The sequence below is a fragment of the Streptomyces sp. NBC_00846 genome, from assembly GCF_045207325.1.
Taxonomy (GTDB): domain Bacteria; phylum Actinomycetota; class Actinomycetes; order Streptomycetales; family Streptomycetaceae; genus Streptomyces.
Genome location: NZ_CP108846.1, coordinates 145,744 through 162,323 on the forward strand (window position 1 = coordinate 145,744; position 16,580 = coordinate 162,323).

A 16,580-nucleotide genomic window follows, 5' to 3' on the forward strand; every position below is an offset into this window, starting at 1 on the left:
TCACTGTGGGAGCGACATCCGTATTGAAGGCGAGGCCCGCGCGGCCGCCTTCCCCGACCGAGCACACGGTCGCGAAGAAACGCACCGGCCGGGCACCCACCGGCCCGGGGCGCCGCAGGCAACGCGCCGGCATGCTGATGGTGGCGCCCGCGCTGCTGCACGCCTCGCTCTGGATCGGCCTGCCGGTCGTCGCGTCGGTGGTTCTGGCCTTCACGAAGTACGACGTGCTGACGGCGCCGCAGTTCGTGGGCCTGGACAACTTCCGGGACATGCTGGACGACGCGGTGTTCCGTAAGTCCATCGTCAACACCGCTATCTACACCTTCTTCACCGTGCCGTTCGGCATGATGCTGGGGCTGCTCGTGGCCCTGGCGCTGCACACCGGGCTGAAGGCGCGGGGCATCTTCCGCACCGCGGTCTTCATTCCCCAGGTGACGGCGACCGTCGCGATCGCCCTGGTCTGGCTGTGGATCTACAACCCGGGCAACGGGCTGCTGAACACACTCCTGTCGTTCCTCGGGATCCAAGGCCCGGCTTGGCTGTCGTCGACATCGTGGGCGATGCCTTCGGTGATCCTGGTCGGCATCTGGCAGGGCATCGGCATGAAGATGCTCATCTACTTGGCCGCGCTGCAGTCCCTGCCGAAGGAGCTGTACGAGGCCGCTTCGGTGGACGGCGCGTCGAAGGTGCGGCAGTTCTTCTCGATCACCCTGCCGCTGCTGAAGCCCGCGACGTTCTTCGTGCTCATCACGTCGATGATCAGCGCGTTCCAGTCGTTCGACCAGATCTACATCCTGACCGACGGCGGCCCGGCCAACAGCACCACGATGATGACGTTCGAGATCTACAAGTCCGCCTTCCGGGAGTTCCGCGTCGGCTACGCCTCCGCGCAGTCACTGGTGCTGTTCGTGCTGCTGATGGGCTTCACCCTGGTCAACCGGCGGATCATGGGAGGCACCCGTGGCCACAACTGAGCTTCAGAGGCCCGGGGTTGTGGAGAAGGCCCGGCCCCGGACGAAGGGCAAGCCGCTCTCCGTCGGCCGGATCGCGCTCTATCTGACGCTCACCGTCGTCTCACTGCTGATGGTGGCCCCGTTCGTCTGGATGGTGCTCACCTCACTCAAGACGCCGGTCGAGATCGCCTCGCAGGACGCCGGACTGCTCCCGGAACACTGGGATTTCGGAAACTATGTCGACGCGCTGAAGGCGGCGCCGTTCGCGACGTACGCACGCAACAGCTTCATCATCGCGTTCAGCCACACCGTCATCAATGTGGTGGTGGCGTCGATGGCCGGGTATGCGCTGGCGCGGATCAGGTTCCGGGGCAGTGAGGTCATCTTCTACGCCTTCATCGCTGCACTGATGATCCCGACGTACACCAAGGTGCTGCCCGAGTTCCTGATCGTCCGCTTCATGCCGCTGGCCGGCGGGAACGACATCTTCGGCCAGGGCGGCAGCGGCTGGCTGGACTCCTGGTGGGCGCTCATCATTCCCGGCGCCGTCACCCCGTTCGCCGTCTTCCTCTTCCGCCAGTTCTATCTGGACCTTCCGGTCGAGCTGGAGGAGGCGGCCAGGCTCGACGGTCTGGGCGAGTTCCGGATCTACGCCCGGATCATGACGCCGCAGGTCAAGCCCGCGCTCATCACGGTGGCGCTGCTGACCTTCGAGTCGTCGTGGAACAACTTCCTCTGGCCCCTGCTGGTGACCCGTACGGACAGCCTGCGGGTGATCCAGGTCGGGCTCTCCGTCTTCAAGACGGAGAACGGCCCCCAGTGGCACTTCCTGATGGCCGGCACCACGCTGGCCACCCTTCCCATGGTCATTCTCTTCCTCATCGGCCAGCGCTATTTCGTGCAGGGCTTCGCAACTGCCGGTCTCAAGTGACCGGTTCCGGCCCCGAGCGGCCGGTCAACGAAAGGTATTCACTTCATGTCTGCTGATCTCAACGGCTCCCGCGCACTGGTGACAGGGGCGGGCCACGGAATCGGCCGCGCCATCGCTGTCGCTCTTGCCGAGGCCGGCGCCGATGTCGCCGTCCACTACCACTCCTCCGGCAACGAGGCCGCCAAGACGGTCTCCGCGATCGAGGCACTGGGCCGCAGGGCGAAGGCGTTCAAGGCCGATGTCACCGTGACGGGCGATGTGGACAGGCTCATCGAGGAGGCGACCGGCTTCCTCGGTGGCCTGGACGTGCTGGTCTGCAACGCGGGCCATCTGGTCGGCCGGGCCACGATCGCCGAGATGTCCGACGACCACTTCGAACAGGTCATCTCCACCAATCTGACGTCGACGTTCCGCACCGTGCGGGCCGCGCTGCCGCAGCTGACGAAGTCGTCGGCCGGGCGCATCATCACCATGTCCTCGCTGGCCGCGCACAACGGCGGCGGCCCCGGTTCGGTCGCCTACGCGGCGGCCAAGGCCGGTGTCCGCGGCTTCACCAAGGGCCTGGCCAAGGAGCTCGGCGGCACAGGCATCACGGTCAACACCGTGGCGCCCGGCTTCATCAAGGGCACCGCGTTCCACGACACGTTCACGGCGCCCGAGGCGCAGCAGGCGATGGAGGCCGGCATCCCGGTCGGCCGGGCCGGCACCCCGGAGGATGTCGCCGCGGCGGTCGTGCATCTGGCGTCCCCGTCGTCCGGCTTCCTCACCGCCACCACGGTGGACATCGACGGTGGCGTGTGGCCGCGTTGAGGCGCATCGCCCGGGAGCGGGGCGGCTGGTGGCACGCGTACGTCTGCCCGGCGCACGGTGTGGAGCTCGACCACGGTGACCTGCTCGCCGGGGTCTTCCCGGCGGGCGGTGCGCGCTGTGCGTACGGCTGCCGGGTGGACGACGAGGCGGTGCGCGGTGCCTGGCTGGTGCTGTCGCACCAGGCGTGGGCGCGGCACCTTCGGGTGCTCGCCCACCGGGGCGAGCGTGCTCAGGCGGTGGAGCGGCTCGTCGAGTACGCGGGGCTGTACGCCGAGCTCGCCACCGAACGGCACGGCGAGGCGCAGACCTGGATGCTGCGCGGCCGGCTCTTCCATCAGGCGCTGACCGACGCCATCTGGGCGGTCAATGTCGGGCACACCGTGATCACACTGGCCGAGGAGTCCACGGAGCATCTGGCGGCGTTGCTGCCGCTCCTCGACGACCTGGAGCGGGCGGCGCTGGACGCCCGGGACGTGCTGACCGGTCAGGGCCATCTCGCCTCCAACTACACCGCGTGGCTCAACGCCGCCGGCGTGGCGGCGAGTCGGGGCGCAGCCGCAGCACGTGGCCAGGAGTGGGACGGTGCCGAGCAGTGGCTGGAGGGCGAGCACGGGCTGTATGCACATCTGCGGGTCGCGGTCGCCGATGACGGCTGGGAGTGGGAGGGCAGCACCTACTACCACGGGTTCGTGCTGCGGGCCGCGCTGCTGGCGCTGCGCTCCATCGACCCCACGGCCGTTCCGTCCGATGTGGTGGACGTACTGGCCGCGATGACGGACGTACTGGCGACGATCGCGACTCCGGGCGGCATTCTGCCCGCGCTGCACGACGGCCCGTATCTGCGCCGTCCGCTCGCGCTGGAGTGGCTCGAACTTGTTGCACTGGCACAGCAGTTGGTGCCCTCTCCCGCTCTCAATGCGGTGGCAGGACGGGCTCGCGACGAGCTCGGCGCACATGACGACGGGCTCGACCGCGAGCTGGGCGGATGGTTCGCGGGACCCCCGCTGCCGGAGCGTCCGGCGCCGAAGCCGGTCACGGTGTTCCCCACCGCCGGATACGCGGTGCTGCACCACGCGGGCGTCCACGCACTGCTGGACTTCGGTCCGCATGGCGGCTCGCACGGGCACCGCGACAAACTGTCGCTGTATCTGTACGGGGACACCACCCCGTGGCAGCCCGACCCCGGTCAAGTTCCCTACGCCCAAGCCGAGTTCCGCGATCTGTACGCATCGACCGAAGCGCACCCCGCCTTCCGGGTGGACGGCGCAGAACAGGCCGAGTGCACCGGGAAGTTGCTCGGCTCGGACGGCTCCTGCGTCACGGCCGAGGTGACGACGGCGTACGAAGGTGTGCGTGCGGTGCGGCAGGTCGCACTCGGCGCCGGCTATCTGGTCGACCTGCTGACCGTGGCCGCCGAGGACGAGCGACAGCTCACCGCGCAGCTGCGTCCCGGCGTCGCGCTGGACATCCAGATCCAGGCCGCGGGGCCGGTGCGCACCACCTGGTACGGCGAGGAGACCCTGCACGGCTGGCACACCCACACCCCCGGCGCGGCCGTGCGTCCGGTCACCCGGCCGGGCCCCGGTCCGGCCGACGACCCGCAGCGTATGCGTACCCGGGTCGACTTCACCGCGAAGTCGGACCGGATCACATTCGCCTCGGTGTATCAGGCGGCATCGGCGGGCCCTGCCGTCACCGACGTACAGCTGGACAGTGACGGACTGCTGACGGTCGCGCTGGCCGACGGCAGCACCGCACGGTTCCGGACGGAGGACTGACCCTTGTTGCTCTCGGCGACCCCGCCGCCCGGCCCGCGCCCCGCGCAGGAGGTGCGATTGTACGAGGAGGCCGCCCGCCACCGCGGGCTGACCCCGCCCCGTACGCACCCTCTGGCCAGCATCACCTGGCTGGGCCCGGCCGCCTCCAACCCGGCGCTGGCCTACCGGGTCGGCGGCGACCCGGCCCATCTGGCGGAGAGCCGCCGCTGGATCGAGGCCGCGGTGCGGCTGCCGCACTGGGGCAAGGCCCATATGCCGGACCACGATCTGGACGCAGGCTGGCTGTTGCACCATCTGTCGCTCGCGTACCGGTGGATCGGCGACGATCTGCCGGACGGGGTGCGGGCAATGCTGCGGTACAAGCTGCTGCTCCAGGGGCGGCGGATGTACGAGTTCGCGGTGGCGAGCGAGGGTGGCTGGTGGTCGTCGTCGTACTGGCAGAACCACAACTGGATCTGTTACGCGGGTCTGGCGACGGCCGGCTATGTGCTGGGCAAGGAGGAGTGGACCGAGCGTGCCAAGGACAACCTCGGCACAGTCCTCGATCTGATGCCCGAGGACGGCTCGCACGCCGAAGGTGTCGTGTACTGGCGCTACGGCGTGCCCTTCCTCGCCATCCACCTGGATCTCCTCCAGGAGGCGGAGGGCGTCGACTGGTGGGAGCGGGGCGGTTTCCTCTCCCGCACCTTCCGCTACCGGCTGCACCAGACCGCCCCCGGCTTCGCGTTCAATGTCGACCACGGCGACTGCCACGACCGGCGCAGCGGGCACAGCGCCGGTCTGTACTACCGTCTCGCTGCCCAGTACGGCATCCCGGAGGCACAGTGGATGGGCGATCTCGCCTCGGGTGAACTGCTGTGGCAGGAAGCCGCAGAGAGCGGGGTGCGGCCCGGGATTCTGCCGGAGGCCTACCTCGAATACCTCTGGTACGACCCGTCCGTGGCCGGCGCCCGCCCCACCGAGACCAGGGCCTTCTTCCCGGATCTCGGTCTGCTCACGGCCCGTACCGGCTGGGACGACGACGCCACGCTCGTCTCGTTCAAGGCAAGCCCCGGCGGAGGCCACAAGGCGTGGGAGACATCGGCGAAGCACCGGGCCGAGCGGAGCTGGGAGACCCTCAACCAGGGACACCACCACCCCGATTCGGGCTCGTTCGTGCTGGTCTCGCAGGGGGCGTTCCTCGCCGTCGACGAGGGCTACAGCAACCGCAAGCGGGCCGCGCACCACAACCTGCTTCTGGTGGACGGGCAGGGGTACGCGGACGAGGACCGGTACCACGTCTACAAGGACATCCCGTACGAGCGGCAGGCCCGCCAGCGTGACGTGCTGGTCTCCCCCGACTGCGGCTGGGCCCATGCCACGGCGGAGATCGCCGCGATGTACGACCCCGCGCTCGGGGTGCGGCGGCTGGACCGGACACTGGTGTTCACCCCGTCGGGGCGGCTCGTACTGCTGGACCTGGCCGAGGCGGACGCGGAGCGGGAATGGACGTTCCTGCTCCAGACCGACCGGCCGACCGAGCCGCAGCCGGACGGCGGCCGGCTGATCAGGTCCGGGGCGGCCTCGGCGCTGGTGCGGCAGTTCGCGCCGCTCGACGCTTCGGTCGTCTCCGAGGCCACCGAGGTCGAGGCCAATCCGACGTCCAGCACGCCGGAGTTGTGTCTCACCCGCACGCTGCACACGCTGCGTGCGACGACCGCACGATCGGCCCACGGTCTCTTCCTCACGGCGATCGTCCCGGGCACCGAACCGGCCGCAGCAGAGCGGGTCGTGTGTGCACAGGGCGAGGGCGTCACCTTCGGCGACGAGACCGTGCTCCTCTCCCCCGTCGCCCGTCGCATCCGCACCACCGCCGTCTCGGCCGACGCGGCGGCGGTACTGCTCCGCGGCGACGACCGGGCCCCGTATGTGGTGGCGGCGACCCGGCTCGAGCTGGACGGCCGCGTGCTGCTCGATGTCCCCGAGCCGTACACAGGAAAGGTCGGCTGATCATGCGGGCAACCCTCTCGTCAGGCTGGCCGACGCTGCTGCGCCGGCTGGAGTTCGTGGCCTACCCGGCCACCGCCGGAGCCGCGTTCGCCGTGCTGTCGCTCGGCCTCGTGACCTGGCTGCCCGCGCTCGCTGCGATGGGGCACGCCCTGCAGCGGTGGCGGACCGAGGGCGACAGCCGTTGCTTCACCCACGCGTTCACCGCCTTCCCGCAATACTGGCGGACCCTGTGGCGCCACTCCCTGGCGTCCACCGCTGCGGGGCTCGTCCTGGCCTCCAACATCGTTTATCTGCTGGGCCGTCCGGAGCCGTGGACGTTCGTACTGCTCGCCGCACAGGTGGGCATCGCGGCCGCACTGGTCATCCATCATGTGGCGCTCGCGGCCGAGGCGGGCCGGTCACCGCACGGGACGGTCCGCACCTGGTCGCGCGGTGCGCTGGCCCTCGGCTTCGGGTCCGCGGCCCGTGGCACCGCACTGCTCGGCGCGGTGATCTCCGCCGCGCTGCTCTCCCTCGTCGTACCGCTGGGGCCCCTGCTCCTCGGCCCCAGCATCCCCGTACTACTCGCTCTGTCCTTCGCAGACCCCAGGAGGCACGCCCCATGAGCCGTGTACTACGCACCACTCTCGTCGCCGCGCTTGCCGCAGGCGCCCCGCTCGTCCTCCCCCCGACATCCGTGGCCGCCGAAGCCGCCACCGCGTACTACGTGTCGCCGTCCGGCAGCGACTCCAACGCTGGTACGTCGGCGAGCGCCCCGCTCGCCACGATCCAGAAAGCGGTCGACCTGGCACCGACGGGCTCGGTCGTGAACCTCGCCGCCGGCACGTACAGGCAGGACGTCGTGACCAAGCGCGCCGGAGTCACCATCACCGGCCCGTCGAACGCCGTGGTGAAGGGGGCCGGCGACGCCCGGATCATTCAGGTGCAGCACGACTCGACGACGCTCAGCGGTTTCACCGTGGACGGGCTGCACGGGTCGTCCACCGATGTGTCGGGGTACCGCCTCAAGCTCATCTATGTCATGAGCACAACTCCCGGCAATGGTGTGGGCGGTCTGCGGATCACCGGAATGACGCTGAAGAACGCCGCCGACGAATGCCTGCGGGTGCGCTATCTGGTGACCGGCGCCGACATCTCCGGCAACACGATCACCAACTGCGGGGTCAATGACTTCAAGTTCGGCGGCGGCGGCAAGAACGGCGAGGGCATCTACCTCGGTACGGCCCCCGAGCAGCAGGGGGCCAACGGCGCCCCGGACGCGGCCCCCGACATCAGCAAGAACAACCGCATCCACCACAACACCATCGTCACCCAGGGCAATGAGTGCGTCGATGTGAAGGAGAACTCGACCAACAACTACGTCGAGTACAACGACTGCAGCGGTCAGAAGGACTCCAGCTCCGGTGGGCTGGACGCGCGCGGCAGCGGCAACATCTTCCGCTACAACACCATTCACAACAACGTCGGCGCGGGCATCCGGCTCGGCGGCGACACCGCGACCGACGGCATCAACACCAGCATCTACGGCAACACCATCACCGGTAACGCGGGCGGCGGCATCAAGTTCATGCGCACGCCGCAGGGTCCGGTGTGCACCAACACGATGAGCGACAACACTGGTGGCGACGCGGTCGGCACCTACGGCAGCGAGTACACACCGACCGGTGCGTGCCCCCAGTGAACGGGCGGGGACCCGCGAGACGCGGGGTACTGACGGCGGCGGCCGGTCTGGCGGCGGTCGCCGCGACGGCGCCGGGGGCGCAGGCAGCCGAGGCGTCGAACAGCGGCATGGGCCGGTCGCGCTGGACGACGTCCTGGGCGACCGCTCAGACCGCGCCGACCGCCACCGACGCGGTGGCGAGCGCCGGGCTGACCGACGGCACGTTCACCGCCAACGTGCGGCTGTCGGCGGGCGGAACGGTCCGGCTGCGCTACGGGCACGCCTTCGGCACAGTTCCGGTCCTGATCGGCCCCGTGACGGCGGGCGGCCGGCCGGTGACGTTCGGGGGGCGAGCGCAGGCGTGGATCGCCGCGGGCGCCTCGCTGACCAGTGACCCGGTCGCCGGTCTGCGTACCACCGAAGCGGCGGCTCTGACGGTGGAGACCCGGCTCCCCGGCCCCACCGGGCCACTGTCCTTCCACCGCAACACCCATGCCTCGCACACCGTGGACGGCGTGCGCACCACCTCGGTGTTCCTGCTGACAGGTGTCGAGGTGACGGGTGCGCACGGGCCGGTGATCGCGGTGCTCGGCGACTCCATAGCGGAGGGCGTCGGCACACCGGACGACGCCGATCTGCGCTGGCCCGACCAACTGGCCAGGCGCCTTCCCGGTTCGGCCGTCGCCGATCTCGGCATCAGCGGCAACCGGGTGCTGCTGGACGACGCCCGGTTCGGGCCGAGCGGGCAGGCCCGCTTCGACCGCGATGTGCTGTCGCTTCCGGGGCTGCGGACCGTGCTCGTCCATCTGGGCGTCAACGACCTCCAGCAGCCGCCGAGCCAGACCGATCCGGCGCGGGTCCTGGCCGGGTACCGACAACTGGTGCTTCGCGCCCGTAACGCCGGGCTGCGGGTCGTCGGCGCGACCATCACCCCGTTCGGCGGCTGGACCCGCTGGACGCCGGAGCTGGAAGCGGTACGGCAGCAGGTCAACGCGGCGGTCCGGACCGGCCGCGTCTTCGACGCCGTCGCCGACTTCGACACGGCACTGCGCGACCCGGAACAACCGTCGCGGATGCTGCCCGCGTACGACAGCGGCGACGGACTGCACCCCAACCCCGCCGGTCATGCCGCGCTGGCCGCGGCCGTCGACCGCCGACACCTTCTGTGAGGGCCGCATCATGAACCCAGGCACCACTGCGGGCGCCACCCGACGCACCGTTCTCGCCGGAGCGGCGGTGCTCGGCGCAGCCGCCGCCCTGCCGATCACGCTCACCGCGGCCCCCGCGCACGCGGCGGCCGGGAACGCCGTCGTCGATGACGCCGCCTCCCTGCGCACCCGCTGGCACACCCTGCTCACCGGCGGCCCGGGGCTCGACCTGACGGACCCACAGATCGCCGCGGCCGTGGCCAGGATCGGCAAGGCCGCCACCACCTCGGCGAAGGGCCTCGACCCCACCCGTACCGACGGCCTGTTCCCCGATCTGACCAGCACCACGCTCTCCAACCACGTCACGACATCGTTCAAGCGGCTCGCCACGGGCGCGACCGCGTGGGCCGTGCCCGGCACCCCTCAGTACGGTGACACCGCGCTGCGCGATCTGCTGCTGGAGGGCATCGACTGGATGCTGACGAACCGATACGGCCCCGGCCACACCCGGTTCGACAACGACTGGGACTGGGAGATCGGCTCCGCGCTCGCCCTCAACGACGCGTCCGTGCTGCTGTACGACGCGCTCGGGACGGAGCGGCTGGGCCGGATCAACACCGCCGTACGGCACTACACGCCCGATCCGAACCTCTGGCGGGCCGACCGGCAGATCGCGACCGGCGCCAACCGGGTGTGGATCTCCACCGTCGTCGCCGTCAACGCCGTGCTCAGCGACAACGGCGACGATCTGGCCCGGGTCCGTGACGCTCTTTCGGACGTCGAGGGTTCGGGCGCCAACAGCGTCCTCGCCTTCAACGACACCAGCACGGCGACGGAAGGAACCGGGGAGGGCTTCTACTCCGACGGCTCGTTCCTCCAGCACTACAAGCACCCGTACAACGGCGGATACGGCAAGGAACTGCTGAACAACCTGTCCCGGCTGCTGAACCTGCTCGCCGGTACGGCGTGGACGGTCACCGACCCTGACCTCGACAACGTCCGCAGCTGGGTCGACGACGGCTTCGACCCGCTGCTGGCCCGCGGCGATGTGATGGCGTCGGTGTGTGGGCGCGAGATCGCCCGCCCCAGCAAGCAGGGCCACGTCTCGGCGCAGACGGTCATCGAGGCCGTGGTGCGGCTGATCCCGAGCTTCCCCGGCGAGACGGCCGAGCGATTCACCGCCCTGGTCAAGCAGTGGATCGCCGAGGACACCTACCGGGACTTCCTGGCCGTCACCGACCTCGCCTCGCTCGTCGCCGCCCAGCGGGTCATCGCGTCCCCGGTCCCGGCACGCGGCCCGCTGGTCGCGCACAAGCAGCACCCGCGGATGGACAAGGCGGCGCACCACCGGCCGTCCTTCGCGCTCGGCATCTCCGCGTACTCGTCCCGGATCTACAACTACGAGTCGATCCAGAACGAGAATCTGCACGCCTGGCACCTCTCCGACGGCATGGTCCTGCTCTACACGGACGACCTGGGGCACTACAGCGAGGACTACTGGCCGACCGTCGACCCGGCCAGGCTGCCCGGCACCACCGTCATCGCCGGACAGCCCGCGGACGCGGCGGGTCAGCGCACCACCAGCACGGCGGACTGGGCGGGCGGCACGGCACTGCCAGGCACGACTCTCGGTGCGTACGGCATGGAGCTGCGCGCGTACGGAAGTTCGCTGCACGGTCTGAAGAGCTGGTTCTGCCTGGACGACGTGATCGCGTGCGTCGGCTCGGGCATCACCTCCGACGCGGGCACGGCCGAGACGATCGTGGAGAACCGGAAGCTCCGCGACCCGAGGGCGGCCCTGCTCGTCAACGGCACGGCCGCACCCACGGACGCCGGCTGGTCGGCCCGCCTCGACAAGGTGCGGTGGCTGCACGTCGCCGGGACCGGCGGCTACGTCTTCCCCGAGCCCGCCACACTGCACGGCCTGCGCGAGGACCGCACCGCGACCTGGCGCGAGATCAACCTCAAGTACGGCACGGACGCCCCGGTCACCCGCCCGTATCTGACGCTGTGGCAGGACCACGGCAGCGCGCCGAGCGGCGCCGGCTACTTCTGGCTGCAGGCCCCGGCTGCCTCCGCCGCGCGTACGAAGCAGTGGTCGTCCGCGCCGCCGGTGAAGGCCATCGCCCGTTCCACCGCCGTGCACGCGGTACGCCGCTGCGCGGACGGGCTGGTCGCGGCGAACTTCTGGACCGCGGGCACCGCGCAGGACCTGACGTCGGACGGTCCCGCCTCGGTGCTCGTACGACCGGACGGAAAGACGCTGAAGGTGTCACTGTCCGACCCGACGCAGCTGCGGTCCTCGATGGTCCTGGACCTGGCGCAGCGCGGTCTGACCGTGGTCTCCGCCGACCCGGGCGTGAGCGCCGCCCCCACCGGCCGAGGCATCCGGATCACCGCCGACACCGCCGGACGCCACGGTGCCACCCTCGACCTCACCCTGAAGAGGAGCTAGACCCTTGCTGTTCGACATGGATCTGGACCGGCTGCGCGAGTACCGGCCGCACCCGGAGGAGCCGGCCGACTTCGACGCCTTCTGGGAGAAGACCCTCACCGAGACGGCCCGCCACGCACTGGACGCCGAGTTCGTCCCGTACGACGCCGGATTCGCGACGGTCGACGTGTTCGATGTGACGTTCCGGGGCTGGGGCGGGCAGCCGGTGAAGGCGTGGCTGATGCTGCCGAAGGCGCGCTCGGGTCCGCTGCCCGCCGTGGTGCAGTACATCGGCTACAACGGCGGCCGGGGCATTCCGTACTCCTGGCTGACCTGGAGCGCACTGGGGTACGCGCATCTGGTGATGGACAACCGGGGACAGGGCGGCGGCGGCAAGAACACCGCGGACACCCCGGACATCGGTCCGGGCGGGCACGGCTCGTCCTCGCCCGGTTTCCTGACCCGGGGCATCGAGGACCCGTACCGCCACTACTACCGGCGGCTGATCACGGACGCGGTGCGGGCGGTGGACGCGGCGCAGGTCCATGAGGCGGTGGACGCCTCACGGGTGGCGGTGCTCGGGGGCAGCCAGGGCGGCGGGCTGGCACTCGCCGTGGCCGGGCTGCGGGACGACGTCGTGGCGGCCGTCGCCGATGTGCCGTTCCTCTGCCACTACCGGCGTGCCTCGCAGATCACGGACTCCGGACCGTACGCGGAGATCGCCCGCTGGCTGTCCGGGCACCGCTTCCGGATCGACGAGGCGATGGAGACCCTGTCCTACTTCGACGGGGTCAACTTCGCGGCGCGGGCGACCGCCCCGGCGTGGTTCTCGGTCGGTCTGATGGACCGGATCTGCCCGTCGTCCACGGTGTTCGCCGCGTATCACCGGTATGCAGGTCCGGCCGAGATCGAGGTGTTCACGTACAACGGGCACGAGGGCGGCGCGGAGTACGACCTGCCGCGCAAGCGCGACGCGCTGCGCGGCGTGTTCGGCCGGTAGCGGCGACGGTCACCGGCCCAGCGCCGCCATCGCGGCGTTGTGGCCCGGGACCCCGCTGACCCCGCCGCCGCGTACGGCGCCCGCCCCGCACAGCAGCACATTGGCGTGCGCCGTCTCCACGCCCCACCGGCCGGTGGATTCGGTGGCGTACGGGAACGCGAGGTCCCGGTGGAAGATGTGGCCGCCGGGCAGCCGAAGGTCCTGTTCGAGATCGAGCGGGGTCTTCGCCTCGATGCACGGTTCGCCGTTCTCGTCGCGTGCCAGGCAGTCGGTGACCGGCTCGTCCAGGTGCGCGTCGAGTTCGGCGAGCGTGGCCGTGAGCAGCTCGGCGCGCGTCGCCGCGTTGTCGGCGGCGAACAGCCGGGCGGGGGTGTGCAGACCGAAGAGGGTGAGGGTCTGGTAGCCGCGGGCGGCCAGGCCGGGTCCGAGGATCGACGGGTCGGTCAGTGAGTGGCAGTAGATCTCGGACGGCGGGGCGGCGGGCAGCCGTCCCGCCGCCGCGTCCCGGTAGGCGTCGGCGAGCTGCCCGTACCCCTCGGCGATGTGGAACGTGCCGGCGAAGGCCTCGCGGGGGTCGACACAGCGGTCACGCAGCCGGGGCAGCCGGGTGAGCAGCATGTTCACCTTCAGCTGCGCGCCCTCGGCCGGGGCGGGCGGTTCGTCGCCGAGGAGCGCGGCGAGCGCCTGTGGCGAGGCGTTGACGAGGACCCGGCGGGCCGTGACGACGTGTTCCGCGTCGGGTGAGCGGACGGTGATCGCGGCCGTTGTCCCGTCGGTGTCGATCCGGGTCGCCTCGTGCCGTACGCGGATCTGTGCCCCGGCCGCGAGGGCGGCCCGGGCGAGGGCGTCGGTGAGGGCGCCCATGCCGCCGACCGGAACGTCCCAGTCGCCGGTGCCGCCACCGATGACGTGGTAGAGGAAGCAGCGGTTCTGGAGCAGGGACGGGTCGTGCGCGTCGGCGAAGGTACCGATCAGGGCGTCGGTGAGAACGACTCCGCGTACGAGGTCGTCGCGGAAGTTCTCCTCGACGGCGACACCGACGGGCTCCTCGAAGAGCGCCCGCCATGCCTCCTTGTCACCGATCCGTGCGCGCAGCGCGTCCCGCGTGGGCAGGGGTTCGGTGAGCGTCGGGAAGACCCGCTCCGCGACGCGTCGCGTCATGCCGTAGAAGCGCTGCCACGCCTCGTACTCCCGGTCCGATCCGGTGAGCGCGGCGAAGGAGTCCCGGGTGCGGTCCCCGCCGACGAGCAGTCCGGTGGCGCGGCCGCCGCGCACGGTCGGGGCGTACGACGAGACCGTCCGCTTGCGTACGGCGAAGTCCAGACCGAGATCGCGGACGATCTTCCGCGGCAACAGGGACACGAGGTACGAGTAGCGCGACAGGCGGGCGTCGACTCCGGCGAAGGGACGGGTGGAGACGGCCGCTCCCCCGGTGGTGGCGAGGCGTTCCAGGACCAGGACGGACTGTCCGGCGCGGGCGAGGTAGGCGGCGGCGACGAGACCGTTGTGGCCACCGCCCACGATCACCGCGTCATAGCTGTCGGGTGCGTGCATGGCCCTTCGTAACACGGGATGTGATCCCCTGGCCAGAGGCGGTGGTGGCGGGTCAGCCCGACGGTGCGTCCCGTCCCCGGCGCAAGGCGGCGACCCGGCGGTACAGCTCGACGGCCTCCGGTCCCCGGCCGAGCTGCTCCAGGCAGTGCGCCTCGTCGTTGCGGGCGGCGAGGGTGTCGGGGTGGTCGGCGCCGAGTACCCGTTCGCGGGCTTCGGCGACCTCGCGGTAGACGGTGAGGGCGTCGGCCCAGCGGCCGAGCCAGCCGAGGCCGACGGCGATCTCCCGGCGGCTGACGAGGGTGTCCGGGTGGTCGTCGCCCAGGACGCGCCCGCGGATCGCGGTCACGTCGCGCGCCTCGGCGAGCGCCTCCTCCCAGCGGGCCAGCCGCCCCAGATTGACGCCGAGGCCGTGACGGGCGCGGAGCGTCCCGGGGTCTGTGGGGCCGCCCACCCTGGTCCGGTCCTCGACGAGGGCGCGGTACAGCTCCAGGGCCTCCGCGCTGCGGCCCAGGCGGCCGAGGCTGATGCCGATCTCGTAGCGGGCGGACAGGGTGTCGGGATGGTCGGCGCCCAGCGCCCGGGCGCGGTCGCGGGCGACTTCCCGGTAGGTCTGCAGAGCCTCCGTCCAGCGGCCCAGCCGGCCGAGCGTGTACGCCACTTCGTAGAGCGTGACCAGGGTGTCGGGGTGGTCGGCGCCCAGCAGGCGGGTGCGGGCGGATGCCACGTCCCTGGCCATCCGGTACGAGTCCTCCAGGCGGCCGAGCCTGCCGAGGTTGAAGGCGAGGTTGTGGCGGCAGCGCAGGGTGTCGGGGTGGTCGGGGCCCATCGTCCGTTCCCGGGAGGCCAGGACCGCCGCATACACCTGGTGGGCCTCGAAGTGCCGGCCGAGCCTGCCGAGGACGTACGCCATCTCCTGGCGGGCCGCGAGGGTCTCCGGGTGGTCGGTGCCCAGGGCTCGTTCGCGGCCCTGGGCGACGCGGCCGAACTCCCGCAGCGCATCGGAGGCGCGGCCGGTGCGGCTGAGGGTGAAGGCGACCTCGTACCGGCTGGAGAGCGTGTCGGGATGGTCGGGGCCCAGCGCGTGCTCGCGTTCGGCGGCGACCGCGCGGTGCACCTCGCCGGCTTCCTCCCAGTGCCCGAGCCGGCCCAGATCGAGGCCCGCGCTGTGCCGGTTGGCGAGGACGGAGAGCAGTTCCGGGGACGGGGTCGGCCGCTCGGCCCTGGGCAGCGGCAGCTCTCCGGTGAAGTGCCGCAGGTCGGTGCCGGTGGTCCACTCGACCGTGAGGCCCGCGGAGTGGTCGGGCGGGGCGAGCCCGGGGCGGGCGCCGGTCGCCTTGTGTCCGGTGGTCATGCCGCGGGTCCAGGCCGGCAGCTGCTGCCCCGGCCGTACGACGGGAACGGACGGCGCGAACAGTACCTGCCCCGTGGGCCGGAGCTGCGGCTGCTCGCCGGTGCGGCCGACGGCGATCCGCTGTCGCAGGTCGCCCGCGTCGACGGGCCGCTCCTCGGGGGTCTTGGCCAGCAGTTCCAGGACGACGCGGTCGAAGAATCCGGGGAGTTCGGCCCGGTGGGTGCGCAGTGGTTCGGGCTGGGTGTCGCGGTGTCCGACGAGAACGGCCCAGGCGTCGTCGAGGTCGAACGGCGGTGCTCCGGTGGCGATCTCGTACAGGACGCAGCCCAGTGAGTACAGGTCGCTGCGGTGGTCGACGTGGCCGCCGCTGATCTGCTCCGGAGACATGTAGTGCGGGGTGCCCATGGCGATGCCCGTGCCGGTGAGGCGGGAGGTGAAGCCGATGTCGTGGCCGAGCCTGGCGATGCCGAAGTCGCAGATCTTCACCGTGCCGTCGGTGAGGCGCATGATGTTGGCGGGCTTGAGGTCGCGGTGCACGATGCCCTGCTGGTGGGTGTAGCCGAGGGCGTCGGCGACCTGTTCGGCGATGTCGACGATGTCGGGCACCGGCAGCGGGTGCTGTTTGTTGTCCTCCAGGAGCTGGCTGAGGTTGCGGCCGTCGAGGAGTTCCATCACCAGGTACAGGACGCCCTCGTGCTCCCCGAAGTCATGGACGACGGTGACGCCGCGGTGCTGGAGCGCGGCGGCGACGCGGGCCTCGCGGCGGAAGCGTTCGCGCAGGATGCGGGTGAAGGACCGGTCGTGCTGGGGCCCCATCGGCTTGAGGCATTTGACGGCCACGTGGCGGCCGAGCGATTCGTCTCGGGCGCGCCACACCTCGCCCATTCCGCCGCGCCCGATCAGATCGAGCAGTCGGTACCGGCTCTGGATCAGCCTGGTGTCCGCCATCGCCTGCTGTCGCCCCCGTAGCTT

The 16,580-nt window shown here is 71.0% G+C and carries 12 protein-coding genes; 10 read left to right on the forward strand and 2 right to left on the reverse strand.

Annotated elements, in window-relative coordinates:
• Positions 1-5 precede the first annotated feature (5 nt).
• From OG936_RS00750 to OG936_RS00795, 10 genes are read left to right on the forward strand one after another with little or no spacing between them, the layout of a single operon-like run.
• Positions 6-974, forward strand: coding sequence for a carbohydrate ABC transporter permease (locus OG936_RS00750; RefSeq protein ID WP_406491759.1), 969 nt, complete (start codon positions 6-8; stop codon positions 972-974).
• Positions 961-1,884 carry a carbohydrate ABC transporter permease gene (locus tag OG936_RS00755; RefSeq protein ID WP_406491760.1) on the forward strand — a complete coding sequence of 308 codons (924 nt, stop codon included), beginning with the start codon at positions 961-963 and terminating at the stop codon, positions 1,882-1,884. Before OG936_RS00750 ends, OG936_RS00755 begins: the two co-directional genes overlap by 14 nt.
• Positions 1,885-1,929: 45 nt before the next feature.
• A complete protein-coding gene (locus tag OG936_RS00760) occupies positions 1,930-2,694 on the forward strand; it encodes an SDR family NAD(P)-dependent oxidoreductase (RefSeq protein WP_406491762.1) in 765 nt (254 codons plus the stop codon).
• Positions 2,682-4,472: a heparinase II/III family protein gene (locus tag OG936_RS00765; RefSeq protein ID WP_406491763.1), complete on the forward strand. Its 1,791-nt coding sequence runs from the start codon at positions 2,682-2,684 to the stop codon at positions 4,470-4,472. The genes OG936_RS00760 and OG936_RS00765 overlap by 13 nt, the downstream gene beginning before the upstream one ends.
• A 3-nt stretch (positions 4,473-4,475) precedes the next feature.
• Positions 4,476-6,461 (forward strand): hypothetical protein, encoded by a 1,986-nt coding sequence (locus OG936_RS00770; RefSeq protein WP_406491765.1) that lies wholly within the window; start codon positions 4,476-4,478, stop codon positions 6,459-6,461.
• Between the two features lie 2 nt (positions 6,462-6,463).
• A complete protein-coding gene (locus tag OG936_RS00775; RefSeq protein ID WP_406491767.1) occupies positions 6,464-7,066 on the forward strand; it encodes a DUF624 domain-containing protein in 603 nt (200 codons plus the stop codon).
• On the forward strand, positions 7,063-8,142 hold the full coding sequence (locus tag OG936_RS00780) for a DUF1565 domain-containing protein (protein ID WP_406491768.1): 1,080 nt from the start codon (positions 7,063-7,065) through the stop codon (positions 8,140-8,142). The genes OG936_RS00775 and OG936_RS00780 overlap by 4 nt, the downstream gene beginning before the upstream one ends.
• Positions 8,130-9,290 carry an SGNH/GDSL hydrolase family protein gene (locus tag OG936_RS00785; RefSeq protein WP_406491770.1) on the forward strand — a complete coding sequence of 387 codons (1,161 nt, stop codon included), beginning with the start codon at positions 8,130-8,132 and terminating at the stop codon, positions 9,288-9,290. The genes OG936_RS00780 and OG936_RS00785 overlap by 13 nt, the downstream gene beginning before the upstream one ends.
• Positions 9,291-9,300: 10 nt before the next feature.
• Positions 9,301-11,724 (forward strand): polysaccharide lyase 8 family protein, encoded by a 2,424-nt coding sequence (locus tag OG936_RS00790; protein WP_406491772.1) that lies wholly within the window; start codon positions 9,301-9,303, stop codon positions 11,722-11,724.
• Positions 11,725-11,728: 4 nt separating this feature from the next.
• Complete coding sequence (locus OG936_RS00795; protein WP_406491773.1) at positions 11,729-12,703, forward strand: acetylxylan esterase; 975 nt, start codon at positions 11,729-11,731, stop codon at positions 12,701-12,703.
• A 9-nt stretch (positions 12,704-12,712) separates the two neighbouring features.
• On the opposite strand, the gene OG936_RS00800 is transcribed toward OG936_RS00795, so the two are convergent.
• Positions 12,713-14,257, reverse strand: a complete 1,545-nt coding sequence (locus OG936_RS00800; protein ID WP_406491775.1) for a phytoene desaturase family protein — start codon at positions 14,255-14,257, stop codon at positions 12,713-12,715.
• 52 nt (positions 14,258-14,309) lie between these two features.
• Entirely contained in the window at positions 14,310-16,556 is a 2,247-nt protein-coding gene (locus OG936_RS00805) for a tetratricopeptide repeat protein (protein WP_406491777.1), read from the reverse strand.
• Between the last annotated feature and the right edge of the window lie 24 nt (positions 16,557-16,580).

Excerpts from the sequence above, each read along its gene's own strand:
- OG936_RS00800 (WP_406491775.1), bottom strand. The coding sequence starts at position 14,257 with ATGCACGCACCCGACAGCTATGACGCGGTGATCGTGGGCGGTGGCCAC.
- OG936_RS00805 (WP_406491777.1), bottom strand. The coding sequence starts at position 16,556 with ATGGCGGACACCAGGCTGATCCAGAGCCGGTACCGACTGCTCGATCTG.
- OG936_RS00760 (WP_406491762.1), top strand. The coding sequence starts at position 1,930 with ATGTCTGCTGATCTCAACGGCTCCCGCGCACTGGTGACAGGGGCGGGC.
- OG936_RS00775 (WP_406491767.1), top strand. The coding sequence starts at position 6,464 with ATGCGGGCAACCCTCTCGTCAGGCTGGCCGACGCTGCTGCGCCGGCTG.
- OG936_RS00780 (WP_406491768.1), top strand. The coding sequence starts at position 7,063 with ATGAGCCGTGTACTACGCACCACTCTCGTCGCCGCGCTTGCCGCAGGC.
- OG936_RS00790 (WP_406491772.1), top strand. The coding sequence starts at position 9,301 with ATGAACCCAGGCACCACTGCGGGCGCCACCCGACGCACCGTTCTCGCC.